This is a genomic window from Kaistia algarum (genome assembly GCF_026343945.1).
Taxonomy (GTDB): Bacteria; Pseudomonadota; Alphaproteobacteria; order Rhizobiales; family Kaistiaceae; genus Kaistia; species Kaistia algarum.
On the sequence record NZ_JAPKNJ010000001.1, the window covers coordinates 230614 to 257492 of the forward strand.

The 26879-nt window shown below is 67.9% G+C and carries 32 protein-coding genes; 3 read left to right on the forward strand and 29 right to left on the reverse strand.

Annotated features, from left to right (window positions below):
* Position 1: 1 nt before the first annotated feature.
* The 9 genes from OSH05_RS01110 to OSH05_RS01150 form a co-directional block, all read right to left on the reverse strand.
* Positions 2 to 1981, reverse strand: a complete 1980-nt coding sequence (locus tag OSH05_RS01110; protein WP_104218437.1) for a heme lyase CcmF/NrfE family subunit — start codon at positions 1979 to 1981, stop codon at positions 2 to 4.
* Positions 1978 to 2448 carry a cytochrome c maturation protein CcmE gene (ccmE, locus tag OSH05_RS01115; RefSeq protein WP_104218438.1) on the reverse strand — a complete coding sequence of 157 codons (471 nt, stop codon included), beginning with the start codon at positions 2446 to 2448 and terminating at the stop codon, positions 1978 to 1980. Before ccmE ends, OSH05_RS01110 begins: the two co-directional genes overlap by 4 nt.
* 28 nt (positions 2449 to 2476) lie before the next feature.
* Complete coding sequence (gene ccmI, locus OSH05_RS01120; RefSeq protein WP_104218439.1) at positions 2477 to 3628, reverse strand: c-type cytochrome biogenesis protein CcmI; 1152 nt, start codon at positions 3626 to 3628, stop codon at positions 2477 to 2479.
* A gap of 141 nt (positions 3629 to 3769) precedes the next feature.
* Positions 3770 to 4228, reverse strand: coding sequence for a glycine zipper 2TM domain-containing protein (locus OSH05_RS01125; RefSeq protein WP_207778722.1), 459 nt, complete (start codon positions 4226 to 4228; stop codon positions 3770 to 3772).
* 105 nt (positions 4229 to 4333) lie between these two features.
* Positions 4334 to 5698: an ATP-binding protein gene (locus tag OSH05_RS01130; RefSeq protein ID WP_104218440.1), complete on the reverse strand. Its 1365-nt coding sequence runs from the start codon at positions 5696 to 5698 to the stop codon at positions 4334 to 4336.
* On the reverse strand, positions 5695 to 6363 hold the full coding sequence (locus tag OSH05_RS01135; RefSeq protein WP_104218441.1) for a response regulator transcription factor: 669 nt from the start codon (positions 6361 to 6363) through the stop codon (positions 5695 to 5697). Before OSH05_RS01135 ends, OSH05_RS01130 begins: the two co-directional genes overlap by 4 nt.
* Positions 6364 to 6367: 4 nt before the next feature.
* Positions 6368 to 6658, reverse strand: a complete 291-nt coding sequence (locus OSH05_RS01140; RefSeq protein ID WP_104218442.1) for a PepSY domain-containing protein — start codon at positions 6656 to 6658, stop codon at positions 6368 to 6370.
* 86 nt (positions 6659 to 6744) lie between these two features.
* Positions 6745 to 7119, reverse strand: a complete 375-nt coding sequence (locus OSH05_RS01145; RefSeq protein WP_266352007.1) for a hypothetical protein — start codon at positions 7117 to 7119, stop codon at positions 6745 to 6747.
* 2 nt (positions 7120 to 7121) lie between these two features.
* Positions 7122 to 8018, reverse strand: a complete 897-nt coding sequence (locus OSH05_RS01150) for a glycoside hydrolase family protein (protein ID WP_104218443.1) — start codon at positions 8016 to 8018, stop codon at positions 7122 to 7124.
* Positions 8019 to 8135: 117 nt separating this feature from the next.
* On the opposite strand from OSH05_RS01150, the gene OSH05_RS01155 reads away from it, so the two are divergent.
* Positions 8136 to 8360 (forward strand): hypothetical protein, encoded by a 225-nt coding sequence (locus tag OSH05_RS01155; RefSeq protein ID WP_104218444.1) that lies wholly within the window; start codon positions 8136 to 8138, stop codon positions 8358 to 8360.
* A 157-nt stretch (positions 8361 to 8517) separates the two neighbouring features.
* Here the strand turns inward: OSH05_RS01155 and OSH05_RS01160 are convergent, their stop codons facing one another.
* From OSH05_RS01160 to OSH05_RS01185, 6 genes are all read right to left on the reverse strand, one after another.
* Positions 8518 to 8862, reverse strand: coding sequence for a DUF2793 domain-containing protein (locus OSH05_RS01160; protein WP_104218445.1), 345 nt, complete (start codon positions 8860 to 8862; stop codon positions 8518 to 8520).
* On the reverse strand, positions 8855 to 12730 hold the full coding sequence (locus OSH05_RS01165; RefSeq protein WP_104218446.1) for a baseplate multidomain protein megatron: 3876 nt from the start codon (positions 12728 to 12730) through the stop codon (positions 8855 to 8857). Before OSH05_RS01165 ends, OSH05_RS01160 begins: the two co-directional genes overlap by 8 nt.
* Positions 12730 to 13164 (reverse strand): DUF6950 family protein, encoded by a 435-nt coding sequence (locus tag OSH05_RS01170; RefSeq protein ID WP_104218447.1) that lies wholly within the window; start codon positions 13162 to 13164, stop codon positions 12730 to 12732. Before OSH05_RS01170 ends, OSH05_RS01165 begins: the two co-directional genes overlap by 1 nt.
* Positions 13165 to 13503: 339 nt before the next feature.
* Positions 13504 to 14394: a DUF2163 domain-containing protein gene (locus OSH05_RS01175; protein ID WP_104218448.1), complete on the reverse strand. Its 891-nt coding sequence runs from the start codon at positions 14392 to 14394 to the stop codon at positions 13504 to 13506.
* Positions 14391 to 15041, reverse strand: a complete 651-nt coding sequence (locus tag OSH05_RS01180; RefSeq protein ID WP_104218449.1) for a DUF2460 domain-containing protein — start codon at positions 15039 to 15041, stop codon at positions 14391 to 14393. Before OSH05_RS01180 ends, OSH05_RS01175 begins: the two co-directional genes overlap by 4 nt.
* Before the next feature lie 197 nt (positions 15042 to 15238).
* Positions 15239 to 15805, reverse strand: a complete 567-nt coding sequence (locus OSH05_RS01185) for a phage tail tape measure protein (protein ID WP_104218450.1) — start codon at positions 15803 to 15805, stop codon at positions 15239 to 15241.
* A 314-nt stretch (positions 15806 to 16119) separates the two neighbouring features.
* Here OSH05_RS01185 and OSH05_RS01190 point away from each other — a divergent pair, with 314 nt between their 5' ends.
* Positions 16120 to 16611, forward strand: coding sequence for a DUF2059 domain-containing protein (locus OSH05_RS01190; protein ID WP_165801541.1), 492 nt, complete (start codon positions 16120 to 16122; stop codon positions 16609 to 16611).
* A gap of 4 nt (positions 16612 to 16615) precedes the next feature.
* Here the strand turns inward: OSH05_RS01190 and OSH05_RS01195 are convergent, their stop codons facing one another.
* The 3 genes from OSH05_RS01195 to OSH05_RS01205 are packed head-to-tail and all read right to left on the reverse strand — an operon-like array spanning position 16616 to position 17531.
* A complete protein-coding gene (locus tag OSH05_RS01195) occupies positions 16616 to 16807 on the reverse strand; it encodes a rcc01693 family protein (RefSeq protein WP_266352008.1) in 192 nt (63 codons plus the stop codon).
* Positions 16804 to 17118, reverse strand: coding sequence for a gene transfer agent family protein (locus OSH05_RS01200; RefSeq protein ID WP_104218452.1), 315 nt, complete (start codon positions 17116 to 17118; stop codon positions 16804 to 16806). The genes OSH05_RS01195 and OSH05_RS01200 overlap by 4 nt, the downstream gene beginning before the upstream one ends.
* Complete coding sequence (locus OSH05_RS01205; RefSeq protein ID WP_104218453.1) at positions 17118 to 17531, reverse strand: phage major tail protein, TP901-1 family; 414 nt, start codon at positions 17529 to 17531, stop codon at positions 17118 to 17120. Before OSH05_RS01205 ends, OSH05_RS01200 begins: the two co-directional genes overlap by 1 nt.
* A gap of 49 nt (positions 17532 to 17580) precedes the next feature.
* Between OSH05_RS01205 and OSH05_RS01210 the strand changes: the two genes are divergently transcribed.
* Positions 17581 to 18078: a GNAT family N-acetyltransferase gene (locus OSH05_RS01210; protein ID WP_266352009.1), complete on the forward strand. Its 498-nt coding sequence runs from the start codon at positions 17581 to 17583 to the stop codon at positions 18076 to 18078.
* 145 nt (positions 18079 to 18223) lie between these two features.
* On the opposite strand, the gene OSH05_RS01215 is transcribed toward OSH05_RS01210, so the two are convergent.
* From OSH05_RS01215 to OSH05_RS01265, 11 genes are all read right to left on the reverse strand, one after another.
* Positions 18224 to 18628, reverse strand: a complete 405-nt coding sequence (locus tag OSH05_RS01215) for a DUF3168 domain-containing protein (protein ID WP_104218454.1) — start codon at positions 18626 to 18628, stop codon at positions 18224 to 18226.
* Positions 18625 to 19065, reverse strand: coding sequence for a hypothetical protein (locus OSH05_RS01220; protein WP_104218455.1), 441 nt, complete (start codon positions 19063 to 19065; stop codon positions 18625 to 18627). The genes OSH05_RS01215 and OSH05_RS01220 overlap by 4 nt, the downstream gene beginning before the upstream one ends.
* On the reverse strand, positions 19062 to 19388 hold the full coding sequence (locus OSH05_RS01225) for a phage head closure protein (protein ID WP_104218456.1): 327 nt from the start codon (positions 19386 to 19388) through the stop codon (positions 19062 to 19064). Before OSH05_RS01225 ends, OSH05_RS01220 begins: the two co-directional genes overlap by 4 nt.
* Positions 19389 to 19390: 2 nt before the next feature.
* The gene (locus OSH05_RS01230; protein ID WP_104218457.1) at positions 19391 to 19960 is read right to left on the reverse strand and encodes a head-tail connector protein; all 570 of its coding nucleotides are present in this window, start codon (positions 19958 to 19960) and stop codon (positions 19391 to 19393) included.
* A 248-nt stretch (positions 19961 to 20208) separates the two neighbouring features.
* Positions 20209 to 21426 (reverse strand): phage major capsid protein, encoded by a 1218-nt coding sequence (locus OSH05_RS01235; RefSeq protein ID WP_104218811.1) that lies wholly within the window; start codon positions 21424 to 21426, stop codon positions 20209 to 20211.
* A gap of 62 nt (positions 21427 to 21488) precedes the next feature.
* Positions 21489 to 22070 carry an HK97 family phage prohead protease gene (locus OSH05_RS01240; protein ID WP_104218458.1) on the reverse strand — a complete coding sequence of 194 codons (582 nt, stop codon included), beginning with the start codon at positions 22068 to 22070 and terminating at the stop codon, positions 21489 to 21491.
* Between the two features lie 283 nt (positions 22071 to 22353).
* Positions 22354 to 23547, reverse strand: a complete 1194-nt coding sequence (locus OSH05_RS01245) for a phage portal protein (protein ID WP_104218459.1) — start codon at positions 23545 to 23547, stop codon at positions 22354 to 22356.
* 193 nt (positions 23548 to 23740) lie between these two features.
* Positions 23741 to 25003: a DNA-packaging protein gene (locus OSH05_RS01250; RefSeq protein ID WP_456077688.1), complete on the reverse strand. Its 1263-nt coding sequence runs from the start codon at positions 25001 to 25003 to the stop codon at positions 23741 to 23743.
* Positions 24981 to 25457: a hypothetical protein gene (locus OSH05_RS01255; protein ID WP_104218461.1), complete on the reverse strand. Its 477-nt coding sequence runs from the start codon at positions 25455 to 25457 to the stop codon at positions 24981 to 24983. Before OSH05_RS01255 ends, OSH05_RS01250 begins: the two co-directional genes overlap by 23 nt.
* A 342-nt stretch (positions 25458 to 25799) precedes the next feature.
* Entirely contained in the window at positions 25800 to 26591 is a 792-nt protein-coding gene (locus tag OSH05_RS01260; RefSeq protein ID WP_104218462.1) for a hypothetical protein, read from the reverse strand.
* Positions 26588 to 26815: a hypothetical protein gene (locus OSH05_RS01265; RefSeq protein WP_104218463.1), complete on the reverse strand. Its 228-nt coding sequence runs from the start codon at positions 26813 to 26815 to the stop codon at positions 26588 to 26590. The genes OSH05_RS01260 and OSH05_RS01265 overlap by 4 nt, the downstream gene beginning before the upstream one ends.
* Positions 26816 to 26879: the final 64 nt, after the last annotated feature.

Consider the following 26879-nt stretch of genomic DNA (forward strand, 5'->3'; position numbering starts at 1 on the left):
CTCACTCCGCCGCTACGGCAACGGCCCGGCGGGCCGGCTTTGGTGCGCCGACGCGGAGGCGGCGGTCCGAAAGCGAGAGCAGACCGCCCGCGGCCATCACCAGCGTTCCGAGCCAGATCAGCGTGATCAGCCGCTTCCAATAGACACGGACCGTCGTCGAGCCGTCAGACTTGATATCGCCGAGCGAAACATAGAGCTGCGAGAAGCCGAAAGTCCGGATCGCCGACTCGGTCGTCGGCATGTTCTGCACCTGATAGAGCCGCTTCTCGGGCGCCAGCGTGCCCACCGTCGAGCCGCCCTCGCGAATGGTGAAGCGCACGGCCGTGCCCGTGTAGGTGCCGCCGGCGACCGGCAGGAAGCGGTCCATGGTCAGCGTGCGCGAGCCGATCGTGACGCTGTCGCCCAGCTTCATGGTCGTGATGGTTTCGCTGTTCCAGGCGGTCGAGGCGACGATGCCGAGCACGGTCATCCCGACGCCGAAATGCGCCACCGTCGTGCCCCAGGCCGAACGGGGAAGGCCGACGCCGCGGCGCAGGCTCTCGGCCAGCGGGGCGCGGAAAAGGCGGATTCGGAAGGCCACTTCCGAAAGCGAGCCAACCATCAGCCAAACGGCAAGTGCGACACCGAGGAAGGCGAGCGCCGAGGACAGGCCCGAGGCGATGAGCCCGACGAGCACGACCGCGAGCGCCGCGAGGAACGCCACGAAAAGCCTTTGGCTGGCAGCGAGGATATCGCCGCGCTTCCAGGCCAGAAACGGCCCGAACGGGACGGCAATCAGCAGCGGCACCATCAAGGGCCCGAACGTCATGTTGAAGAACGGCGCGCCGACCGAGATCTTCCCGCCGGTCAGGGCTTCGAGAACCAGCGGATAGAGCGTGCCGGTCAGGACCGTGGCGCAGGCCGCCGTCAGGATCAGATTGTTGAAGACGAGCGCGCCCTCGCGGCTGATGGGCGAGAAGACACCGCCGGGCGTGAGCGAGCCGGCTCGCGCCGCGAACAGGGTCAGTCCCCCGCCGATGAAAAGGCAGAGGATGCAGAGGATGAAAACGCCGCGCGTCGGGTCGCTCGCAAAGGCGTGGACCGAAGTCAGGACGCCGGAGCGGACGAGGAAGGTGCCGAGCAGGGACAGCGAGAAGGTCAGCACGGCGAGCAGGATCGTCCAGATCTTCAGCGCGTCGCGCTTTTCCATGACGACAGCGGAGTGCAGCAAGGCCGTCGCCGACAGCCACGGCATGAAGCTGGCGTTCTCGACCGGATCCCAGAACCACCACCCGCCCCAGCCGAGCTCGTAATAGGCCCAGTAGGATCCCATCGCGATGCCGAGCGTCAGGAACAGCCAGGCAGCCAGCGTCCAGGGCCGAACCCAGCGCGCCCATGCCGCATCGATCCGGCCGTCGATCAGCGCGGCGATAGCAAAGGAGAACGAGATCGAGCAGCCGACATAACCGAGATAGAGCAGCGGCGGATGGATGGCGAGGCCGATATCCTGCAGCACCGGATTGAGATCATGGCCCTCGGCCGGGGCCGGATTGAGCCGCAGGAACGGGTTGGAGGTCGCCAGGATGAACAGGAGAAAGGCGGTGCCGATCAGGGACTGAATGGCGAGAACCAGCGCCTTCAGCCGCATGGGAAGGTTGTTGCCGAAGAGGGCGACCAGCGCGCCGAACAGCGCCAGGATCAAGACCCAGAGCAGCATGGAGCCTTCGTGGTTTCCCCAGACGCCGCTGATCTTGAAGATGAGCGGCTTCATCGAATGCGAATTCTCGACGACGTTGACGACCGAGAAATCCGAGACGAGATAGGCGTGGGTCAACGCCGCGAAGCTCGCTGCGACGAAGACGAATTGCGCGATCGCGGCGGCCGGCGCCACCGCCATCAGCGGGCCGTCATGGCGCAGCGCGCCGACCAGCGGCAGGACGGAGCCGACGATCGCGAGCGCCAGGGCCAGCACCAGCGCGTAATGGCCGAGTTCGACAATCATTGGATCGCCCTCGGCGCCGGGCCTTCGGCGGCGGTCTCGGGCCGCCACTCGCCGCTCTTCTTCAGCGCCTCGACCACTTCCTTGGGCATGTAGGTCTCGTCATGCTTGGCGAGGATCGTATCGGCGGCGAAGAAGCCGGCCGGATCGACCCGGCCCTCCGCCACGACGCCCTGCCCCTCGCGGAAGAGATCGGGCAGGATGCCGACATAGTGGATCGTAACCGCCGCCTTGCCATCAGTCACGGCGAAGCGCACGGCGCCGCCATCCTCCTTGACGAGGCTGCCGGTCTCGACAAGGCCGCCGAGGCGCAGGCGCCGCTCGGGTCCCGGCGGGCTGGTGGCGATCTCGGACGGTGTCGCGAAGAAGGCGATGCCATCCGACATCGCGTAGAGCACGAGCCCGACGGCGAAGACGAGAACCGCTCCCGCTACGCCGATGAGGCTGAGACGCCGTTGCTTCCTCGTCATGATCGCGATGCCGTCCCGTTCTTCGTTCTCATGGCGCCGTGCCGACGCCGTTGTCCGCGGCCGCCTTCTCGACGGCAGCCAGGACCGTGCTGTTGCCGGCCAGCGCCTTGCGCGCCTTGTCGAGGGCGGCTTGCGCATCGGCCGGACGCCCCAGCACGATATAGGCACGAAACAGCCGCGCCCACCCCTCGGCGTCGTCCGGCGAGGCATCGAGACGCGCGGCGAGGCCCGCGACCATTCCCTCGATCATCTGCTGGCGCGCGGCCGGCGTCTGCTGGGACGCCGCGGCGACATCGGCGGCGGTCGGCCCGGGTGCGGCCTGACTGGAAGCCATCGGTCCCGTCGCAACCGGTCCAGCCGAGCCGCCCTGCACCTTTTCCAGCTCGGCCTTCGCGACCGGCAGCCATGGCGCATCGGCGGGCGAATCGGCGATCAGCCCGTTCCACGCCGCGATCGCCTCGTCCTTGCGGCCCGACTGGCTGAGCGCGACGGCGAGATAGAAGCGCGCGCGGGCATTGCCGGGATCGCCCTGAAGCGCCCGCTCGAAGGCGGTCCTCGCCTCTTCCGTGACCAGGCCGCCATGGGCGCGCGTCACCGCCTCGCCGAAGAAGGCGTCGCGCTCCGGCGTCGCGCCAAGTATGCGGCGCGAATTGTCGAAGGCGCGGGCGGCGTCGTCGAAGCGGCCGACGCGCATATAGACCGGTCCCAGAACCTCCCAGCCCTTGCCGTCTTCCGGATCCTGGGCGAGATGCGTCTCGACCTTGAGCACCAGGCTTTCCAGCTCGGGGTCAGCCGCAGCCGCGCGCCGTTCGGCGATCGGCTGGTCGATCAGATTGGGGGAGCCCAGCGCCAGATAGGTGCCAACCGCAATGAGCGGAATGGCGATGACGGCCGCGAAGGTCGCAAGAGCCCGGACAGGGGACGATCCCGCTGGATCTGCCGCGCTCGCCTCATCGGTCTTCAGCAGGCGGCGGGAGATTTCGAGGCGGGCGGCGTCGGTTTCCGCCTCGCCGATGAGGCCGCGCTCGCGGTCGCGATCCAGCTCCGTGAGCTGGTCGCGATAGATCGCGCGCGCCGATGGGTCGGCGGAAACGGCCCCTGCCCGCGAACGTCCCAGAGGAACGAGTATCGCGAGCGAAGCGGCGGCCGTCAGAACGGCCATGGCGATCCAAAGCAGCATCGGTCTCCAATGCCCTGCAGGCTGGCGGCGCCCCAAGCGGCGCCTCGCGCATTCAGGGCCCCGAATAGCCTCTAGCCATTCGGGCGACCGTCCGCATAGCGCAATCTGTCACAGGCGCGTTTGCGCCCGCTCAAATTACCGTCAGTCGACCGCCCGCCACGTTCCGTCGGGCTGGCGGCAAGCCGTGCCGCGCGCCGTCTGCGGCTGGCCGTCGATCCAGATTTCATGCGTATAGTCGCGGCACTCATAGGCATTGACGTTGTAGCGCGGGCCCGGAATCACCTCGCCGCGCGTGCTGCCGGAATTCCACGCGACAGGTGTGCCGGGACGGCCATTCTCAAGCGCCTGCATCTGCGCCTGAGCGGCCTGCTGCTCGGCCTGCGCGTCCAGGCTGACACCAATGGCATTGCCGACAAAGGCCCCGATGAGACCGCCAGCCACCGTCGCCGCGACTTTGCCGGACCCCGAGCCGAACTGGTTGCCGATGAGCGCGCCGGCCGCCGAGCCGCCGACGATGCCCACCTGCTGGTTGGTCGGAGACTGGCAGGCAGACAGCATCAGTCCGGTCGTGCCGACGACGATCAGGGAAATGAGCCTCATTGTTCCTCTCGAGCCTTTCGCCGGCCCGGACCGACACGTCCGATCGCGGGTCCCATGCAGCAGCACCATGGCGGAAATGGGGTTTAGCGACAGCCGGCATGGGCTTCAAGCAGCTGGCAGGCTCAGTTCGGCCCGCAATCCGCCAAGGGGCGAGGCTCGCAAGACGAAGGTGCCGCCATAGATCTCGGCAAGATCGGTAACGATCGAAAGCCCGAGCCCTGAGCCCGGCTTGGTCTCGTCAAGCCGGCGACCGCGACGCGTCGCCTCGACGATGTCCGCGTCAGAAAGGCCTGGGCCGTCGTCGTCGATCGCGATCGTCAGCCAGCGCTCCTCATCGACGACGGCGCCGAGCGCGACGGTCACGCGAACCTTACTCTTCGACCATTTGCAGGCATTGTCGACGAGATTGCCGATCATCTCCTCGAAATCCTGCTGCTCGCCCCGGAACTTTACGCCGTCCGGAACCTCGGCCTCGATGGAGAGGTCGCGGTCGCCATGGATGCGCCGCATGGCGCGCAGCAGGCGCGCAACGATCGGCTCGACATCCGTCACCACGCCGATCACCTTGGAGCGCGCCGCGATCCGCGCCCGCTCCAGATGGTGGTGGATCTGGACACGCATCAGTTCCGCCTGTTCGGCGACCTTGTCGGCCAGCGGACCTTGCGAAGCGCGCGCCTCGTTGGTGATGACGCTGAGCGGCGTCTTCAGCGCATGCGCCAGATTGCCGACATGGGTGCGGGCCCGTTCGATGATCGCCTGGTTGGAGTTGATGAGGGCATTGAGTTCGCGGGCCAGCGGCTCCAGTTCGGCGGGGAACGGACCTTCGAAGCGCTGCTCGCGGCCCGACCGGAGTTCGGCGAGTCCGTGGCGCACCCGGTCCAGCGGCTGCAGCGCCCAGCGCATCAGCACCCAGATCGCCGCGATCAGCCCCACGCCGAATACCGACAAAGTCAATGCGACGCTGGTCTGGAAACGGCGGATTTCCGTCTTCAGATCGCTGACATTGCCGGCGACGACGACGTCGTAGCGATGATCGGCGTCGAAGGTGAAGGTGCGGCGCAACAGCCGCAGCTCCTGGCCATCGGGGCCGGTCAACGTCGCCGATTCGATCCCGTCGACGGTGCCGAGCACCTCGGCCCGGGCCATGTCCAGCGTGTCGGTGGCGAGCGAACGCGATGCCATGAGCACGGGGCCGCTGGCGCGGCCAACCTGCCAGTACCAGCCGGAATAGATAAGCTCGAAGCGCTGTTCGCCGAGATTGCCGGGATCGTGAAGCTCGCCCGGCGACTGGGAGGCGAGATTGCCGACCAGCGTCTTCAGATAGACGCTGAGGCGCGCGTCGAAGGCGCGCTCCGCAGTATCGCGATAGAGCGAGGAGAGGATGAACCCGGCCGCGACGAGCGCGATCGCCGCCCAGACCGTCGCACCGGCGATCAGGCGAAAGGCGAGCGAGTCGACACGAACCCTCATGAGCCGCCCGGCGTGATGATCCGGTAGCCGAGGCCGCGAACCGTGTCGATCAGATCCGGCGACACCTTCTTGCGCAATCTCCCGACGAAGACCTCGATCGTGTTGGAATCACGGTCGAAATCCTGATCGTAGAGATGCTCGGTGAGCTCCGTCCGAGACACCACGCGATCACGATGGTGCATCAGATATTCCAGAACCTTGTACTCATGCGCCGTGAGCTTGACGGGATTGCCGTCGACGGTGACGCGGCCGGACTTGGTGTCGATCCGGACCGGGCCGATCTCGATATCGTTGGTGGCGTGGCCGGCGGCGCGGCGGACCAGCGCACGGATGCGGGCCAGCACTTCCTCGATATGGAAGGGCTTGGCGACGTAGTCATCCGCGCCGGCATCGATGCCCTGGACCTTGTCGCTCCAGCGGTCGCGCGCGGTGAGGATCAGGACCGGCATCTTGCGGCCATCGCGCCGCCAGGCCTCGAGCACGCTGATGCCGTCCATGCGCGGCAAGCCGATATCGAGCACGACGGCGTCATAAGGCTCCGTATCGCCGAGAAAGTGACCCTCCTCGCCGTCGCGCGCCGTATCGACGACATAGCCGGCCGCCTTGAAAGCATCGGCCAACTGACGGTTCAGGTCGAGATCGTCTTCTACGACAAGGATGCGCATCGCTTCAGTTCCCGCTTACCGCGCCGCTCTGCGCATCGACGCGAAGCCGCTTCACCGCGCCGCCATCGGCCAGCACGCTCACCACATAGACGAGACCGCCGCCGGAACGGCAGAGCTGCGCCGACAATACCTCGCCTGGAATGCCGGAGCGCAGCTGGCTCAGCGAAACCGCCTGGCCGCTCTGCACGGCCTGCCGCGCCTCGCTCTGCGACAGGCAGCCATCCGCGAAGGCCGGCTGGCTCATGGAAGCCAGGCAGCACAGGATCGCGGCGGCTTTGAGGAAGGGCTTCGACATGCTTCCCCTCTAGCAGGTGCCAAATGAACGCCCACTGAATGGGTAGCGCTACGCGACCGCCTCGGCAATCTTCGCGCGAGGCATCGCTATTTGGAGCCGATCGGCGTCTTAGCCACCCAGCGCCCATAAAGCGCGAGGCCGGCGCCGGCGAGCGTGCCGGCAGCGGTGCCGATTTCGACGATCGACGCCTGATCCGCGACGCTGACTGTGCGGCCGAGGACAAGGCCCAGGATCGGCGCCAGGGCGGCGATGATTGCACCCCAGGTGACGCGGGACGCGTACCAAGGCTCGGCATTGGTGACATGCCGCAGCGCGGGATCCTGCGCCGCCTCCGCCGCGACCGCCGCCGAGATGGCCGGGACGAGGTCCGGCGTCACGGGATTGTCGTCACGGGCCGCGACGCGGGTGAGGGCGCCGTCGAGGGCGCCGAGGAGAATGTCGAACGAAGCGGGCTTGGCCATGATCAATCTTTCCTTTCCATGAAGAACAGCGTGCGGATCTCGTCGCGATAGCGCCAGAGCGTCAGCGCGAGAGCGGCCAGCAACAGCGTGCCGGCGATCGCGGCGGGCAGGACGAGAGAGACCTCGGCCGCTTCGGGGAGCGCCGGATGAGCGGCTGCCGCCGCGCCGGCCACGAGGACGGCGCCAACGCTGGTGGCGGCCGTCTTGCCGCGTACAGCCAGCACCCGCTCGATCTGCGCGCGCGTCGCGGGGCCGGCGATGCCGTCGACGGTGAGCTGGGGATGCGCCGACTGGAAGGTGCGGACCGCTGCCTCCGTCGCCGCGCCGAAGCGGCCGTCGGGTGGCCCTTGCAGCAGGCCGAGCCGGGCCAGTTTCTCCTGCAATTCGGCAACCGCCTCGCCCTGGGCGGCGCGGCGGAGCGCCGGATCGGTCAGGCCGCCGGCTTCGGCACCGGCATAGCGGGCGTCGAGGATGAGATCGGCTTCGCGAGCGCGGCGGCGGCGCAGCCCCTCGATCGAACGGCCCCCGGCCTTGCTCCACAGCAGGAGGCCCGAGCGCACGCCCGCGCGATCGCCACCCCGCCAGGCTTTGATCCAGCCAGCACGGCCAATGGCGCCTGTATTGAAATGGAACGAGACGGCGCCGTCGAATTCGTGGGCGGCGGCACCCGGCATCGCCGCGGCGACGGCGGGCTCGTAGCGCGTCTCCAGCGCCTTGGCGAGAAGTTGGCGGCTCTCCTCGCGGCTGATGATCATGCCGGCCTTCGGCGCGATGACGCCGGACGCCTTGGTGAGCCCGACACCGATCGTCCAGACCCCGGCAACGTCGCGGTAGGCGCGAAGCGATTCACCCTCCTCCGCTGCAAGCTGCGCGAGGCCCGCGGTACTCGTTCGTGGCATGGCGGCATTCCTCTCATGCTTAAGATTTGTTGAAAGTCACCTGAAGGCCCGCCATGGCTTTGCCGCTTTTGCGATGCAGCGTAGGAATTCCGCTGGGGGCCGGTGGAGCCATCATCAATGTGGAAAGCGGTCGTTATCGCCGCGCTTGGCGGCATGTTGTCCGGGCATTGGGTGCGCAATGGCTGGTGGGCGCTGCTGCTGCTCATCGGATTGGTCAGCACCGAGACGACCTATGAGGCCGTGCGCCATCATTGGAAGCCGGTGGCGGATCTCGGCGCTTTTGCCCTGCTCGACACGGTCGGCTCGACGGCCGTCCTTGTCGGCGAAGTGCTGTCGATCTGATCCTGAAACTTTTTTGGAAACGGACGGAACCGTGGCGGAGCACGCGCATTGTTTCGATAGGGAGCGCGAAAGCGCTTCCTAGCCGGTCCTAACCCGGAGAGCCCGCCGCGTCCCCCCGACGGCGGGCTCTTATTTTGGGACCGAGCGTCGAGTGGCCTTAGACGGGGCTCCAGCCACCGCTCTTCAACACCAGCAATTGATCCGCATTGCGATCGAAGGCGAGCCAGCCGGTCGCCGGCACCGCAAACCACCATGCCCCGTCGGCATAGACGGCGAGATTGCCGCCCTGCCCGGACCATGCGCCCGTCGGCGTCGTGCCGAGGAGGTAGCGATCGCCTTCCGCCGGCGAGCCGGGCGGTGCGGTCGCGCCGCTCGCCTCGACCGCGAGCTGGACGATGCCGTCAAGGCGTTTCAGCGCCTCGTTATGGGTGACATGCTTCTGCGCCTGGGCCGCCGCGATATAGGGCAGCTTCAGCGAAGACGTCTCAAGCGGATCAGCCATCGATCAGGATCTCCGTGGAAAGGCCAGCGCCGCGTGTCGCGCTCAACTGCGCGACGCGGACGGTGAAGGGTGCCGAGGGGGTGGAAAGCACGGCGGCCAGCGCCGTGGCGGTCAGCGTCAGCGATGGCGCGGCACTGGTCAGGCTGGCGCGAAGCGTCGTTGCCTCCAGCAGCTCGACCCGGTAGGCCTCGGTCGCCTCGCCGAGCGGCACCTCGACCTGGTCCCAGCCATCGCCGCCGATCCGGGTCTGGCGGATCCAGCGCAGAGCGACATCGCCGGACGAATCTCTCGCCCCCTGAAGATGAACGGGCGCGAGGCAGCGCAGCGCTATTCCCGCCACAGAGAAGCCGCGCTCCGCGAACTTGTCCGGGTCATAGGCGAGGCTGAGCGGGCCGGCGCGGAGCGAGCGGACGAGGCCGATCTCGGTGCTGTCCAGTTCGAGCCGAGGGGTCGCGCCATCGAGCCGGACGAAACGCGCTCCGGCCGCGTGGCCCACGTCGGCGAGATCGCTCGTGCCGCCCTGGCCGCGCAGCAATCCCGACAGACGCCAGAGATTGGCGCCGACCAGCTCGGCGTTACGATACTGGATAACCTCGAAACCCGAAGCTTCGGTGCCGATCGCCGCGAGATTGCCGCCATTCAGCACGGCTTCGTCCGGCAGCGCGGCGAGCGAGCCGGCGCGAAGCCGCACCTCGATCTCCGTCGCTTCGTCGAAGCGCGCGATCGGCCCCGGTGGGATCGCGGCGGCGATCGTGCCGAGCGTGGCGCGTTGCGCGACCGACTGGCGAAGCGCATAGCCGGCATCGGCCGAGCCGACCGAAATGCCGAACGGGCCGTTCCACGGGTCGGCGAAGAGCGCGATCCGCGCGGCGGCGCCGGTTGCATCCGCATCCTCGGATGGCAGATCGAGGATGACGACGTCCGGTGGTCCCGGATCGCCGGTCCAGCCCGGCAGCGTCGCCGTCGCGTCGGCAAGTGGCGTCGAGGCCGTTGGCGGGGCGATCGACGATCCTTCGACGCGCCGCGCCAGCCCGTCCTCGATGCGGGTAACCCGGAAGACGACGCTCTCGCCGTTCCGCTCCAGCCTCAGCACATCGGCCGGCTCGATATCCAGCCGACGGGGATCGAGAGCCAGCGACACCGTCTCGCGCCCCTCCCAGAGATCCTGCAACCGGTCATCGGCGAGCGCCGTGGCGACGCCGTCATCCATGACGATGGAAGTGGACGAAGACGCCTGGCGCCGGCTTGCCGTCTCCAGCCGCCGCGAGGCAACGGTGCGTGAGCGATAATCGTTGAGCGGATCGATGAAGCCCAGGCCGAACTCGGCCGGCAGCTCGGTCTCCTGCGCGCGGCGGAGGCTGACCAGCGGCGTCCCCTCCCCCTCGGCCAGCGTGCTTTCGGAAATCGCCAGCTTCGGCAGGCTGGAGCGCACGAAGCGGATGACATCGGCCGATTCGGCGGCGGTAAAGCCGAGCGCCTCGGCGAGCGGCTGGAGCGCCTGCCGCGCCGAACCGACGCTGCCAATGACATAGCCGTCGACCATGCCGGCGAGATCGCCGATCTCATAGTCGGCAAAGCCGTAGTCCTTAAGGATGCGCTCGACGAGGCGGATTGCCGGCAGCGTGCCAAGCCGGCCGTTCAGCCAGTGGCCCGTCTGCCAGTTGCCGCCGTCCGACCAGACATCAGTGCGAAACGGAAAGGCCGGATAGGGTCGCGCATCCCAGGACCAGACATAGGTGCGGCCGATATCGACCATCCGCCCGCCATAGACGGCGGAAACCGGATTGGAGGCCGCCGAGAACGCTGGCGAGGCGGGATCCCAATAGGATAGCAGTGCCGACAGCGCCCGCTCCTGCATCAGCGCATCGCGCGAGCCATTAGAAAAATGCGGCAGGCGCGCACCGCCGACTTTCGGATCGGGGAAGACGTTGGGTTCGTTGGCGCCTTTGTCGATCGCCGGGCAGCCGATCTCCGTGAACCAGATCGGCTTGCCCTCCGGCACCCAGGATGTCGGGCTCGCCTGCTCGACATAGCCGACGCGGTCATAGTGCGGCTGGCTCCACCAGGACTTCAGATCCTTATAGCGATAGACCCAGGGCTTGCCATAGCCGCCATCGGTGATCGGCGAGCGGATCTGCGCGGCGCGATCGGCGTCCGAGCCATAGTACCAGTCGAAGCCCTCGCCGCCGGCGATGTTGGAGCGCAGATAGGCGATATCGCGGCCGCTATCGGCGATGGCCGCATCCAGATGATCGGCGCCGTCGCGCCAATCGGAGAGCGGAACATAGGAGTCGACGCCGACCGCATCGATGGCGCTGTCGCTCCAGAGCGGATCGAGATGGAAGAAGGCATCGCCGGACCCATCGCCCGGCTGGTGGCCGAAATATTCGCTCCAGTCGGCGGCATAGGTGATCTTACATCCGGTCCCGAGGATGGCGCGGACATCGGCGGCGAGCGTCTTCAAGGCGGCGACGAAGGGGTAGGCGTTGCCGGCGGAGCGGAGCGTCGTCAGCCCGCGCAGTTCCGAGCCGATGATGAAGGCATCGACGCCGCCGGCAATCACGCAAAGCCAGGCCGAATGCAGCACCATGCGCCGGTAGGACCATTCGGCCGGGCCGGAATAGACGACGCTGACGCCGGACATGGCGAAATCCGTCCGCGCCGCCGTACCCATGAACGCGGCGATCTCGGCCTCCACGGCAGTCGTCTTGTCGGGCGAACCGCTCATCCCCGGCGCCCAGGACGACGTGATGCGGCCGCGCCAGGGATAGGCCGGCTGCGTGCCCCAGCCATAGGGATCGGTGAGGGCATTGCCGGCCGGCACATCCATCATCAGGAATGGGTAATAGGTGACGGCGAGGCCCCGAAGCTTCAGATCGACGATGGCGCGCAGCACGCTGGCATCGGACGGCGTGCCGCCATAAGCGGGCCGGCCACCAATCTGGCTGACGAGCCCGGCGCTGGCCCGATTCAGCCCCGAGACGCTCCATTCGGTCGGGCTTGTCGCGGTTCCATAGGCTTCGACGCGCGGCGTCACCGTGCAATGATCGGCGCGCAGATCGCTGCCGAACCAGCTCACGGCGAGCGCAGCACGATCGAGGTTCGGGCAGAGCGACTGAAGCTCGTCGAGCGAGGCCTGCCAATCGGTCAACGAGCCGTCGATGTGGCGATTGATCGTCTCGCGGCTGCCGATTTCGCCGTCGCGATAGACCGGGTTCGGGTCATAGGCGAATTCGGAAGCGGCCGGGATGATCACCACCGAGCGGATCTCGTCCTCCAGCCCGCCTGCGGGGCGGAAGACTTCGAAGGCGAGCTGCGGCAGGCGGTTGCCATAATCGGTGATCGGTAGCCGCTCGAACACGACCACGGCCGTGCCGCGATAGGCCGGCGTGCCGGCCGTTCCCTGCTTGGCGACGATCAGGCTGTCGGTGCCCTGGCTCTCACCGCCGATATGGACGCGGTGATAGATCGTCGAGAGATCGATCTCGTCGCCATCGGCCCAGCAGCGGCCGATGCGGGCGATCGGTCCCTCGCAAAGGCCGATCGCGAAATTGGCATAGTAGGAATAGTTGATGACGGAGGCGCCGCCCTTGCCGCCCTCCTCGCTCTTCACCTCCTCGAAGCGCGTCGCCCAGATCACCTGGCCCGAGAGCCGCGCCTTGCCATAGACGCGCGGGATCGCCGCGCCCTCCTCCGAACGCTGGACGTTCAGATCCGAAAGCCGAGCGCCCTCGACCGTCGAGCCGAACAGATATTGATCGACCGCATAGCCGGCGAGCGCACCGGCGGCCGCACCAATCGTCGCGCCGAGCGGGCCCAGGACGCCACCAAGCGCCGCGCCCGCCACCTGAAGAACCAGCGTCGCCATCAGATCACTCCGGGAAAAGCAAAGGCGAAGGCGACACGGCGGCGCCACCAGGGCACTAAATCGGCCGGCGCGACGGCGGCGCCGTCATGGGCGTGGATGAAGCGATCGGGCGCGATCAGGATGCCGGCATGCTTGGCCGGCAGGCCGGGACGCCAGCGAAACAGCAAGACGTCGCCGGTTTGCGCCTCGGCCGGGTCCACAGGCGTCAGATGGCGGCCGGCCGCCTCGGCCAAGGTCTCGCGGCCCTGCGCCTCGGCCCAATCCGCCGTATAGCGCGGCGGCGCCTCCGGTTCCTCGCCATAAAGCTCGCGCCAGACGCCACGCACGAGGCCAAGGCAATCGCAGCCGACGCCCTTCAGCGAGGCCTGATGGCGGTACGGCGTGCCGAGCCACGACAGTGCGGCGACGGCGATGGCGTCGCGGGAGATGGGCATGAGGGTGCTCCGTTCTGGAAGAAAGGCCCTCACCCCCGCCCTCTCCCGCAAGCGGGCGAGGGGGCGCCAACGATGGGCTGCGGAGCCTGTGAAGGACACCGGCCGAACTCCCTCTCCCGCCTGCGGGAGAGGGCTGGGGTGAGGGTCTTACTCGCCGGCCGTAGAGCCACCATCACAACGTCGATCGCCATGCGGGTCGTCCCCTCTCCCGCGAAGCGGGGGAGGGCTAGGGAGGGGGTCCATCCGAGAGGTCGCTTGGCTCGCCAGTGGTTCCAGCGGCCCGCCGACCCCCACCCTGGCCCTCCCCGCGAGGGGGAGGGAAAAGAGAAGAAAGGCACGTCACATCACGATCGCGCCGCCATCGTTCTGGCTGCCGCTCCTCGCATAGCCCAGGCTGAAATCATTGCCCGGCATGTGCGGAAAGCCGCGGAAGTTCAGCGTGTTGGCGAATTTGGCGCGGCAGGTCGAAAAGCGCTTGTCGCAGCCGGCCGTGACGGTCAGCGTGTCGCCCGCCGCGACCAGCCCGCTCATCGCTGTCCAGAGTTCAACCCGCAGCGCGCTATCGACGATCCGGTGCGAGCGCACGACACCGGCGCGGCCAGTATTGGCGCCGGAGGTGAACATCGCCCGGCCGCGTTCGAACCAGCCGACCGCGAAGGCATCGAGGCCGGAGAGCGTCAGATATTTGCCGTCCTCGCTCGCGACCACCGTCGCAAAGCCGCGCAAGGCGCCCGCCGTGAGATCGACCTTGCAGCGCACATCGCCGAGCTCGGCGTCGCAGGCGGCGCGGAACGATCGCCCTTGCGGCTGGTCGAGCGCGGCAGCGAGGCCGCGGATCTCGACGCGAAAGGCGCCGTCCTCTCGCAGCACCTCGCCGACATGGCCGGTCCGCAGCAGCAGCCGTTCGGCTGGCGCCTGCCAATTGACGGCGAAAGTCTCGATCCTCGCATGGTCATAGAGCCCGGCGGCGAGATCGGCCTCGGCAATGCGATCCGACGAGAGCGCGCCGGCGACCTCCATGCCGCCCGTCGAAAAGCCGGTCCCGGCATTGGCCTCGCTGGCGGAAAGCCCGCTCGCCGCCTCGAAGGTGACGCCGTCAAAGGCGAGGTCGCGGTCATGGTCGGTGAAACCGAGCACCGCGCCGTCCTTGCGCGTCAGCTTCCAGCAGCGGCACATGGTTGTGGCTTCGCCGGTCAGATGCGCCGCGAGATCGGTCGGCAGCGTCCTCATGGCAGGATCTCCACCAGCGGGATCGACGGGATCGCACCGGCCTCGAAGGCGGAAAGATCGATCGCGAGCTGGTCGAGATCGAAGCGCACCGGCACGTCGAAGCGGAAGCCGGCCGTGATCGCTGCGCCGTCAGGAGGAATATGTCCGGGCAGAAAGGTGACGAGGCCGCTCGCCGGGTCGACGGCGACGGCGATGCCCTCCGCCATTTCCGTGCCGGCGACGGCGACGCGCACGCTGCCCTCCACGGGCTTGGCGATCTGCCGGACATAGGGCGCATGGACTGAACCATAGGTTTTGGCGAGCTGGAACACGGTCTTGACCCCGTCGCCCGTGCCGATCGCCTGGTCGAGCGGACCCGGCTCGCTGCCGGGCGGCACGGAGCCGTCGTCGGTGCGGTCGCGCCAGCGGAAGCCGAACAGCTTGCCGCGCCGCTCCTCGAAGAACTCGATGACCGCATTCATGTCGACCAGCGAGCGCACGCCATAGCCGGCATCATAGCGCCGTCGCGAATCCGCCCAGCGCTGGTTGCGCGTCTCGCGCCCCGAGCCGAGCGTCACCACCTCGGTCTTGCGCTCCGGCCCGCCCGAGGAGCGAAAGGCGATGCCGGTCGGAAAGCGGATTTCGTGGAAGGATGGGATCAGGGGCATGGGGGTTCTCCTCGCCGATGATGCGACGCTCTTTCTTCTCCTCCCCCCTTGTGGGGGAGGCCGGGAGGGGGGTCTCTATCCACGAGTCGGGTCGTCGAAGACAGAGATCGACGCCCAACGAAGCCCCCCTCTCCAGCTCTCCCCCACAAGGGGGGAGAGGGCCGGCCGTCGCGCTTCATCGGCAGCAGAGTCCGCGCTCACAGCCCCCGCCGGCCCCGGCCGACCGCGCGGGCGAGCGTCGCCGCGACCTGGGCCTCGGATTTCCTGAAGCTCGCCGCGTCCTGGGTCTGGATCGCGACATTGACCGTGACGCCGGCCTGCCCGCCACCAGCGACGCCGAGGCGGCCGTCCGGCCCGCGTGACAGCGGCATCACGGCTTCGGCACCGGCCTCGCCCATCAGGCCGAGACCTCGCCCCAGCGGAAAATAGGTCGGGCTCGCCACGACGCCGCCGGAGGCGAACGGCACGATTCCACCCTTGGCAAAGCCGCTGACGCCGAAGGACGAAAGCACGCTCGACAGCACGCCGCCGATCCCGCTCTCGAGCGGCTTCAGCGCCGCGTTGAGCGCGATCGTCGAAAACCGCAGCGCCAGGTTCTTCAAGACGTCGTCGAGATCCTTGCCGCCGATGACGGCGCTCGAAAAGGCACTGGTGATCGCGAAAGAGAAGGAATTGGCGCGCTTGGACAGATCATCCAGCGAAGCGCGGAAGGCGGTGGTGTCGGCTGAAATGGTGACCGAGAGTTCGTCGACGACGGTGGGCATGGAGAGCCTTTCTCGAAGCCTCCCGTTGCGGGAGGCTCAAAACCGCGCGAGCGGTACTGGGGAGTGGTGCGCGAATCGTCGGACGCCGAGACGCTGAGCCCTCTCCCGCTTGCGGGGGAGGGTTGGGAGGGGGCGAACCGCCGAGGCGCGGATCGCTTGCGATGGCGTTGCCAGTCGATCGAAGGACCCCCTCCCCGGCCCTCCCCCGCTTCGCGGGAGAGGGGGAAGGAAGGCACGCCGTTTCGTCAGGATCGTGTCTTCACATCGACACGTCTTTGCTGCTACCGATAGCGCCTGCTCTATCGGAGGTAGCAATGAAGCTCGTCAGACTGGCCGTTGTTCTGTTCTTCACGGCGAGCGCGCTGCCGGCCGCTCATGCAGTCGAGCCGACGATCGACGAGAAGGTGGAATATCTCTTGAAGGGTTGCGCGACGACCGACAGTGAAGCCCTCTTTGCCGCGATGGCTCCAAGTCTCAAAAGAGATCTAAGCGGGCAACCGCCAGAAGCTGCGGCTCGGATGCTTGAAATTGCAAAGGGCCTGGTCGCCCTCGACTTTCCTGACTTCCGATCCAAATATCTGACGTTCTATCGCGCGACGTTCAGCGATGCCGAGATTTCGGCCATGTACGAGTTCTACACGTCACCGATTGGCCGCCAGATCGTTGACAAGAACAAGCGAGTGACGGCCTTCGAGAGTCAGGCAATAGCGGATCACTTCAAAGGCTTTTCGGGCAAGATGTGGTCAGCCTGGGCAAAGGACGCGGAACTTCAGGCCATCTTGAGGAAGCCGAAGAACAAATCATAGCCCCTCAATCCGGAAACCGTCTCGCCAATTCCTCCAGCCGTTCCCGGTCCATCGGCGCGCTCGTCCTTCCCGTCAGCCCTTCGATCGCGCTGGCGAGTTCCCTTGGCGTCAAGGCCCAAAATTCGCGACTGGACAGGCGCAGGACGCCGAAGCCGATCGCCATGGCCTCGCGCCAGGGAAAAGGCTCGGCGCTCACGGTTCGCCGCCGAAGGTGACGGCCAGCAGTTCGGCGACGATAGAAGCGAAGCCGGCGGCGCCGCCTTCAGCCCGCATCGCGGCAACCTCGTCGTCGGAAATATCCGCGCCGGCACCGCGCAGGCCCGCACCGATAATCCGCGCCGCGTCGCGGGCCGAGAGGCGGCCTTGCGAAAAGCGTGTGGCCAGCGCCGAGAGATCCTCGGCGCCGAAGGCGGCCTCCAGTTCGGCCAGCGCGCCCAGCGTCAGGACGAGTACGCGGGCCTCGCCGTCGAGGACCGCCTCGATCTCGCCTCGCCTGCGGTTGGCCATCAGGCGGCCGTGAAGCTGATGGGGCCGGCGGATTCGAGCGCGATCTCATAGGTGATCGCGCCGTCATGCTCGCCGGCATAATCGAGCGCCGTGATCTGGAACGCCCCCTGCAGCGTGCCGAAATCCGGCACGACGAGCTGGTAGTCGCGGATCAAACCGTCGAAGAAAACGGTGCGCATGGCGGCGTCGCTCGCCTGGTCGCGGAAGATGCCGGCGCCGGAGATCGAGGCGCGGCGCACGCCCGCGCCGGCCAGAAGCTCGCGCCAGCGGCCGGCGGAATCGGTGTCGGTGATATCCACCGTCTCGGCATTGAAGGCGATACGGCGGGTGCGGAGCCCGGCGACGGTGGCGAATGAGCCGGCGCCGCTGGTGTCGATCTTCAGAAGAGGGTCCTTGCCCTTCTGTGCGGTCATGATGTCTCCTCGCTCGAAAGGGCGCGGGGCGCCGTGAGGGTTTGAAAGCGTGTCCGGTTCGGAATTTCTGGTGCGGCCCGCTGAGGCGGCCGATCTGCATTTCGTCATCGCGACCGAGCGATTGCCCGGCTATGAGCACCTCGTCGGCCGCTCGACGCCGGCGCAGCACGAGGCGTACCTGGCCGATGACCGCCACGCCTATTTCATCGCCGAGGCGGCGGGCTCCCCCGCCGGTTTCGTCATCGTGCGCGACTGGAATTCATGGGACGGCGTCAGCCTGATGAAGCGGGTAGCGGTGGCCGAGCCCGGTCGCGGCATCGGCCGTGCCATGCTCTCGGCCGTCGTCGATCGGGTCTTTCTCCAGACCGAAGCCTGGCGCCTGGAGATCGGCCTGTTTCCGGCCAACGAGCGCGCCCGCCGCTGTTATGAAGCGTCCGGCTTCGTTCCCGAGGGCATTGCGCGCGGCCGCGTGTTCTTCGAGGGCGAGCATCGCGACGAGATGGTGATGGCGATGCTACGGCCGGAATGGGAGGCGCGGCGGGGATAGACAAGCAGGCAAGGAAGGCCCTCACCCCCGCCCTCTCCCGCAAGCGGGCGAGGGGGCCGACACTGCCCTTCATAAGGCGAGCGCCCGGTCGTTGGCGCCCCCTCTCCCGCCTAGCGGGAGAGGGCCGGGGTGAGGGTCTTGCTTCCTACCCCTCGACCAGTGCCCCGAGCCGCAACACGCCGTGCTCCGTCAGCCCGTCCGGGTCCGTCCGGACTTCGGCGAATTCGGCACGCAGTAGCACCAGCGCATGATCGGCCAGCGTCAGTTCGGCCTCGTGCAGCAGGCTCATCAGCCGTCCGAGGATCGTCCAGGCCTCGCGTTTGCCCGCCGCGCGCGACCAGACATGCAGCGTGACGCGCACCTGCCCGCCCGGCGTATCGCCATCCGACCAGTCGCTCTGCGCCCCATCGCCGATGGTCAGGAACGGAAATTCCGTTCCACGCGGCGCGCCGTCATGAATCCGCGGCCCGCCCAGCAGCGCGACGAGATCGGCATCGACGAGAAGAGCGGCGGCGATGGCGGCTTGCAGGTCGAGGGCGGCGGGATTCATGCGGGCCTCCGTCGGATGGCGTCGATCGCGGGGGCGAGGACAGGATCGGCGGGCGTGTTCAGCGCACCGTATTCGCGGGCGAAGAGGTTCGGGGCGGAGAGGGTCAGGGTGGCGGAACGCCTGCCCGAGTGGGCGCGACCCGTGATCGCGAGCCGAGGCGTCGCCGCCCCCCTCTCCCCGAAGGGGGGAGGGTAAGGGAGGGGGCCAGTCGGCACGTCCAGCATCGGTCCGGGAACAGAAAGACCGACGCCCTTGGCGACGGCCCCCTCTCCAACTCTCCCCCCTTCGGGGAGAGAGGGCTCGCTGCGGCCTGCATCGACATCCTCCAAAGCCTGTTGGAATTGAACAGCCTTGTTCTGCACCGCCCCCGCAATCGCCACCTCCGCCGCCTTGCCCAAAACCTCGGCCAGAGCGGCGCCCGTCAGCTTGCGGCTCATATCCGTTCCTCCTCGGCCTCGATGACGAGGAAGCGCCGGCTCTCGTCGGCGTCGCGCAGGCTCGCGATCCGGAGAATCCGGCCGCGATGGCGAAGGCGCATGGCGCCGGTCAAATCGGCGCGCCAGCGGATCGTCACGCGGTGAGTGACGCGCGTGGCGAGGCGGCCGGATGCGCCGTCCTCGTTGGCGGAAAGCGGCTCGATCGCCGCCCAGACCGTGGCAAACGGCTCGAAGGCGATCGACGCGCCGCCGGCCCCGTCCTCCGTGCGCACCGGGCGCTCGATGGCGACGCGGTGCGTCAGACCGCCGGGGTCGAAATCCATGCTCACAGCTGGCGCACCTTATAGGGCGCGATCAGCGCCTCGAAACCGGCGGGGGCGATGGCGCCGGCGAAATCATGGCCGACCATGCCGCGATGCTCGTACCAATGGGTGACGAGGATCAGGATCGCCTGCCGCAGCGGCGCCGGCACGTCGACCGACGAGACGCCATAGCCGGCGGTGACGTCGATCTCGATGCCATTGTCATAGAGCGCGGCGGCGGGCCGCAGCTTCGCCACCAGGCGCGGCGGGCTGGCGGCGCCCTCGACGCGCCAGTTCTCGGCCGGCCACAGCGTCGGCGCCCCGACGATATCGTAGAAGGTGATGGCATTGACCGCGATCAGCGGCGCGACCGGCAGCTCGATGGCGCGGCCCTTTGGCCATTCCGACAGATAGATGCGCCAGTTCTGACGGATGAGCTGGCGCCGCGTCGCGGCCTCGACATGGATGCGCGCGGAGACGATCGCGGCGGTGAGCAGGGCGTCGTCGTCGTCGAGATCGATCCTCAAATGCGCCTTGACGTCGGCGAGCGATACCGGCTCCAGCGCCGGCCCGGTGATGAGTGCTGCGGTCATGGTGGTGTCCTGCGTAAGGGAAGGCGGAGGTGGCGCCGCGAACACGGGCGGAACTCCCTCGCCCGCTTGCGGGAGAGGGTTGGGGTGAGGGTCTTGCTTGCTTTGAAGAAGGGGGAAGAAAGTCCCTCACCCCGGCCCTCTCCCGCGTTGCGGGAGAGGGGGAAGAAAGAGAGCGACAGGCGCCCACGTTGTGCGGAGAGTTGGGTCAGGCCATTTGCAGGCCGGCTTGGCACAACTATCCGTGCAACCTAGCTGGTGCCGAACTTCAGCAGCTTGATCGCGTCGAAATCCTGCACGCCGCCACCGACGCGCTTCACCGTGTAGAAGAGCACGTAGGGCTTGGCGGAATAGGGATCGCGCAGCACCGAGACGCCGAGGCGGTCGACGACGAGATAGCCGCGCTTGAAATCGCCGAAGGCCAGCGACAGCGCATTGGCGCCGATGTCGGGCATGTCCTCGGCCTCGGTGACCGGGAAGCCGAGCAACGAGGCTTCGCCGCCCGCCACAGCCGCCGGCTGCCAGAGATAATTGCCCTCGGCATCCTTCAGCTTGCGGATCGCGGCCTGGGTGCGGCGATTGAGGACGAAGCGGGCATTGGCGCGATAGCCGGCCTTCAGCGTGTAGATCAGGTCGATCAGCACGTCGGAGGGATTGGAGGCCGGCAGCGCGGCGGAGACGCCGGTCGCGACATAGCCGATCTTGCCCCAGCTCCAGGAGCCCTCCGCCGCCGTCGTATAGGCGAGGAAGCCCTTCGGCTTGTTGGTGCCGTCGCCGGAGACGAAGGCCGTGCCCTCCTGCGCGGCGAAGGCGCCCTCGACCTCGGCCGCCAGCCATTCGTCGATATTGACGGCGCTGTCGTCCAGCAACGCGGCGGTGGCCGCCGGCATGGCGTAGAGTTCCATCGCGGGAAAATCGAGCGCCGCGATGGTCGGCGAGGTCGTCTGGCTGCGGGCGTCGGTCTCGGCCGCCCAGCCGGTCGCCGGACCCGCCGTCATGAACGGCCGGCGATAGGTGCCGGACGAGACCTGGCGCACATCGGCGATGGCGCGGATCGGCGAGATATTGGCGAGGCGCTTGCCGATCTCGGTCTCCGTCTCGAGCGGCACCGTATAGCCGCCATCGGCATTGGAGCCGGCGGACAGCGCCTTGGCCTCCAGACGGCGGAGGCCATCCTCGTCGCCGCCGCGCACATAGGCCTCGAAGGCCGCCTTGTGCTCGCTCGGCCGGCGATCGGCGTTGCGCTCGCCCGAAAGCGGCGGGCGGCGGCTCTTCAGCGTCAGCTCGTCGAGCGACCGGTTGATGCGGTCAAGCTTTTCGACGGTGAGCGGATCGGCGGAAAGCTTCTGCTCGATCTCGGCGAGGCGATCGTCATTGGTCGCCTTAAACGCCTCGAAGGCGGAGAGGAAATCGTCAAAGGCGGCCGACACATCACCGCCTTCCGCCGCTTTCGTCTCGCCCGGCTTCATCGGCGCGGGCTTGTCCCCCGCCGCCTTCGCCTCCGGCGCGCGGCGCATCTCTCTTGTGGTCGTCATTTCGCTGTCCTCGGGTTTTGAGTGCGGGTGGAAGGGCCGCTCATGCGGCGGGCGGCGCGGCGCATCTGCGCGGCGAGCGAGGGGGTGGCAGCGCGCGATTTAACGCTTGAGACGCGCGCCTCGGGCTGCATGGGGAAGGTGACGACCGAGATTTCCCAGAGGTCGATCTCGGTCAGGCGGCGGAGGCCGCTGGCGCGCTCGGCCTTGGCCTTCACCGTCTTGAAGCCGATCGAGAGCCCGTCGAGCGCGCCGGCCCGCATCAGGCTCGCGACCTCGCGGCCGCGGGCGACATCGAGCGCCAGCCGGCCACGCACGAAGAGCCCGCGCTGGTCCTCGCGGATATCGAGCCAGACGCCGATCGGCTCGGCCGGGTCATGCTGGTAGAGCATGCGGATGCCGGCGGGACGCCGCGCCGCCAGCGAGGCGCGAAAGGCGCCGGGCATGACGATATCGCCGGAAAGATCGGCCGTGCCGAACAGGCTGGCATAGCCGGAAAACGAGCCCTCGCCATCGATGCCGGAAAGATCGGCGGCGGCGAATTTCGTTTCGAGCGAGGGCTGGGAGATCAATGGGGGCATGAGGTCTCCATCGCGGCGAGGGCCGCGTTTGGGATTCTGGGAGTCAGGATTTCGCGGTCGGTGTGTGTTGGCCCCCTCCCCAGCCCTCCCCCGCTGCGCGGGAGAGGGAGCCGGCCCGCGCCTTTCGATCGGCTTGGAGCAGACGGCTGGTATCCCCTCTCCCGCGACGCGGGGGAGGGTCAGGGAGGGGGCTTGAAGGGCACGGGGCTTCAGAATTCAGTTGAGAAGGGCGCTATTTCCCGAATCCGCCGAATCCCTTGGGCTCGCCGGCTCACAATCCGATTCAACCCGGCCATTCCCCCTCCCCTTCGGCGCCATAGCCGACGGCCTGGCGCTTTTCATCTCGGGAGAGGAAATCGGCGGCGCCGACGCGGCGCCAGAGCGCCTCACGTTCGATCGACAGCGCCTCGACCGCATCGGCGTCGAAACCGAGGCGGACGGCGCCGGCATAGGCCGGCCCCAGCCAGCCGGCGAACGCCGATGCCGTGCGGCCGACGAGCGGCAGCACGGTCTGGCGCCAGAAGGCGCGGTTGGCCTCGGCATAATTCGCATAGGTATTGTCGCCGGGAATGCCGATCAGCATGGGCGGCACGCCGAAGGCGAAGGCGATCTCGCGCGCCGCACCGTTCTTTGCCTCCATGAAATCCATGTCGCGCGGGGTGAGCGCCATCGACGTCCAGTCGAGCCCGCCTTCGAGCAGCAATGGCCTTCCGGCCGAAAGCGCGCCGGTGTAATTCGCCTCCAGTTCGCGCTTCAGCCGCTCGAACTGGTCCTGCGACAGGTTGGCGCCGCCCTCGCCGCGATAGACCAGCGCGCCGGAGGGACGGGCGGAATTGTCGAGCAGCGCCTTGTTCCAGGCGCCGGCGGCATTGTGGATGTCGAGAGCCACCGCCGCCGCTTCCAGCGGCGAGAAGCCGTAATGATCGTCCAGCGGATGGAAGAGCCGCAGATGCAGGATCGGCGCGATCTCGCCGTCGCCGGGATCGGCGAAACGGATCTTCCGGCCGCCGACCACATATTCATACGCCTCGGGCCAGCCCTCCGCCCCCGGCACGACGCGCACCCGGTCGGGCCGGAGCGCATGCAATTCCGCGGGATCAGCGCCAAGGCGGACCAACTCGGCATAGGCGTTGCCGGCGACGAGGAGGTTCGCATACAGCGTTTCGAGGAATTCCGCCCCGCCCTGACGGCGGTTCGGCCGGGCCAGCAGCGCCAGCAGCGGATGATCCGGCACCTCGGCCTCGCCCTGATAGGCCAGGATCGGCACACTGGCGGCGGCTTCCGCGATCATCGTCACCGCGCGATAGACGACGGCGTTCTTCATGTAGCCCTCGCGGGCCAGTGCCGCGAGATCACGCGGCGTCCATTGCGGACGCCCCTGCCCCTGCAGCGCCAGGAGCGGCCCGGTCCGAGACGCCTTCGCCTCGGGCACGGCGATACGCCGCCCGAGGAGGCGGGAGAGGAGGTTCGGTTTCATGGGGATTCCTGCGTCTTCGATGTCGTTCAGGGAAGGAAGGCCCTCACCCCAGCCCTCTCCCCCAAGCGGGCGAGGGAGTTCGGACGGTGTATTTTATCGCAGTCGTGAGACCCTCTTCGCCGACGATGCCGCCGGTCGTGAGCGCCCCCTCTCCCGCTGGCGGGAGAGGGTTGGGGTGAGGGTCTTGCTTCCCTCACACCACCCGCACCCGTGGCTCGCCGCCCGTCTTCAGCATCAGCGCCGTCAGCGCCCAGGCCAGCGCGTCGAGCCTATCCGGCGAGCGGCCGTTACTGAGGCCTTCCGGGCCGAAATCGGCCAGTTCGTCTTCGAGCTGCGGGAACGTCCCCGCATGGCGGACGCGGCCTTGCGCATAGAGCGCGGCGACCGGTTCGGCGCGCAGATATTTGCCGCGCGTCGCCCGCACGCTCGTCACCGGCACGCCCGGATCGATCTCGTTGATGACGCTCGCCACCATGTCGCCGCCCTGGTTGACCTCGGCGACCAGCATGTCGGCGTCGAGCGCATGATAGAGCCCGACCGCCGCCGCCGCCCAGCTCGCCGGCTTGACCTCGGCGAGCGAGCGATCCGCCAGCACATAGCCGGTGCCATCTTCGGCGAGGCCGCAGGCGACGATGCCGCAGGCATCCGCGCCGCGCCGCCGCGAAGCCGGCGGGTCGACCGCCACCGCGATGCGCACCAATTCCGGCGCCTTGTCGATCCGTAGCGCCTCGATCGCGTCGCGGTTCCACAGCGCGTCGGCGCGATCCTCGATCAGTTCGCCGTCGATCTCCTGCCGTCCCAGCCGCGTGCCCTTGTAACGACCGAGCACGCGCTCCAGGAAGCCCGGCGCCAGATTGCCGAGATTGGCCGCCGTCCCGGCGCGCGTCACCACCGTCCGCTCGGCGGCCAGCAGCCGCTTCATCAATTTCGTCGTGCGCGGCGTCGTGGTCACCAATTGGCGCGGCAGATCGCCGAGGCGGAGGCCGAATTGCAGCATGTCCCACGTCGCCTCGCCATGACGCCATTTACCGAGCTCGTCGGCCCAGGCGGCCTCGAATTGCGGCCCGCGCAGGCTTTCCGGGTCCTCCGACGAGAAACAGAGCGCATAGGCGCCGTTCGGCCATTCGAGCCGACGCCGCGAGGGCTGCCACAAAGGCCGCTCGTCGCGCCGATGCACGGCGAGCAGGCCCGAAACGCCCTCGATCATCACGTCGCGCACATCGGCCAAAGTCTCGCCGACCAGCGCGATCCGTCCAGCCGGGGCGGAAGCATAGCCGGATCTCCCCGTGGCCATGCCGCGCACCCATTCGGCGCCGGCCCGCGTCTTGCCGGCGCCGCGCCCGCCGATCATCAGCCAGGTGAGCCAGTCGCCTTCCGGCGGCAGCTGGTCGTCGCGGGCCCAGAAATCCCAGTCCTTCGAAAATGCATCGATCTCAGCCGGCGTCAGCCGCGCGATCGCCGCCGCCGGGCTCTGCCCCGCCCGGATCGAGGCGTTCCAGCCGTTTCGCAAGCGCCTGGCGGAGCTGATCGAGATCGACGGCGACATCGTTTTTCCGATCCTCCTCGGCCTTGAGGCCGTTCAGCGTCTCGAAGGTCTTGGCGAGCACGGCGAGCATGCGCGCATCCTTCTCGTCGGCCCCGCCCTCGGCGCTGGCAAAGCGCTTCTCCAGATCGGTGATCTGGCGCTCGAAGGAGCGGAATAGCCGCGTCACCAGCGAGACGCGGTCGGCGGCCCGCAGCGCCGCGTCGCGGCCGGGAGCACGCGGCCGCGTCCAGCCCTCGCGCTTCGCCCGGCCGCGGATGCCACCGCTCGACATGCCGGTGCGCAGCCCGATCTCGACCTCGTTCAATTCCCCCGCCTCCCAAAGCCGCCGCGCCTCGGCGATCTTCTCGGCGGAATGAGGCGGCATGGCGGGCTCCTTTTGGGGCGGATCGTTCAGGGAAAGGCCCTCACCCCAACCCTCTCCCGCAAGCGGGAGAGGGGGCGCCAACGATCGGTGACGGCCCCCGACGCAGCTGCAGGTGGAACTCCCTCTCCCGCCTCGCTGGAGAGGGCTGGGGTGAGGGTCTTTCTTCCACAAACACAAAGATTGCGAACCCCAAAAACCCGGCGATTCCGCCTCGCCTGGCCGACGCAGCACAACAGCCGAAGCGGGACGGAATCGCCGGCCGGCCCGGGGAGGACGGGCCGGGGTCGGAAGTCACCAACGATGAAAAGGGCAAAGAAAAAGCCCGCCGGAGCGGGCCTTGGACTAGTCACGATCGCGCGCGGCGCCCCGTTTTTCGATCTCGCGGATCATCCCGCCAAGCTGATGGTCGCGAAATCGAGGATCGAGCTGCTCGTCCCCCGCCAGGCGACGAACAATATCGAGCGCGTCGACGCCGAGTTCCCGGTCGGCGACACGGCCGAATGGATGCGAGCGCAGATAGGCGAAGAGCGCTCGAAGCGAGCGCTTCACTTCCCTGCGGTCATCGGCATCCAGCGCATCCTCCAGAAACACCTCGATCACGGCAATCGCCGCGTGAAGCTGCCGCCAGGCGAAGTCGTCGCGGCGCAGCGTGGCTGGGCTCAGCATGTTGCCGATCCGGCTCTGCAGGCAGAGCACCGGATGCAGAACGGGCACTTCGATCTCGACGGAACGGCCATCCATCTCCGCCGCCAGCGCCAGCAGCGAAACGCCGGCTGCGAGATCCGCATGGGCTACGCCGAGAATGGCGTTCAGAAAGTCGATCGTAATGGCGCGGCCGCCGATATCGATCTGGACGATCGCCGTCTGCGGCGTGTTCATGTCGTTGCCGTCCGGCCGGCGGACAACGCCGCCGACAGCGTCAGCAAAGCGGTCGGCAGCGGCGGCGCTGCCGAAATAGTCGATGTCCTGGCTGGTGAACGGGCCGTTCTGCCTCAGATAGGGGTGGCGTTCGCGATAGAGCCAAGCCCACAAATTCACAGCCTGCCCGCCGATGACAAAGGTCTCATCGTCGACAGTCAACTTCGATGCGATACGAATGACGTCTTCAGCGCCGAGCCGGCGATCGATGGTCACACGGCCTGAAAGCGAATGCGCCGCGCCACGACCCTGGCCCGCGACGGATCGAAGGCGGAGAACAAGCCGTTCTCCTCGCCCACTTCCCGCGCCGCCGCATCCCCTTCCGCCAGACGCGCCTCGTCGCGCAGGCGAGACTCGTTCTTCTCGCGCTGACGATCGGCAATGCTGAAACTGGATAGAGACATGGCAGTCTGCCTATCAAGGGTCAGAAAGATAACCACTTTCCGCCCCGTTTCGTCAAGATGAGGCCGTTGGACAGGAGACCAACGCGCCAGGACGCAACAG